The sequence below is a fragment of the Paraburkholderia sp. SIMBA_054 genome, assembly GCF_046534875.1.
GTDB classification, from domain to species: domain Bacteria; phylum Pseudomonadota; class Gammaproteobacteria; order Burkholderiales; family Burkholderiaceae; genus Paraburkholderia; species Paraburkholderia hospita.
Window position 1 is genome coordinate 1 of sequence record NZ_JAWRXV010000508.1, and the last position, 304, is coordinate 304.

Sequence of the window (304 nt, forward strand, 5' to 3'; positions counted from 1 at the left end):
CCGGCGCGGGCACGATATAGCCGATGCCTTCAAGAAACGCACGATACGCGCCCAAGTTGCGCACCGGGCCCGGATTCGCGCGATGCCAGTTGTCGAGTTCCGTTTGCAGGCGATCGCGCTCGGCGAGCAGCGCGCGGTTTTTGGGCGCCAGCTCGTGCACGAGGGCGTCGAAACCCGACCAGAACGCGGCGCTGTCGATTCCGGTGCCGGGCAGGGCTTCGGTTTCGACGAACTGGTCGAGATTGGCGGCGACCTGCAAGCCGCCACGCGGGTTCATCTGAGTCATCGACTGCTCCATCTGTCT

1 pseudogene is annotated in these 304 nt (G+C 65.1%); it reads right to left on the reverse strand.

What is annotated here, in order from left to right:
* Positions 1-286 (reverse strand): annotated as a pseudogene (locus tag SB822_RS56110) (malate synthase G); the annotation flags it as partial.
* Between the last annotated feature and the right edge of the window lie 18 nt (positions 287-304).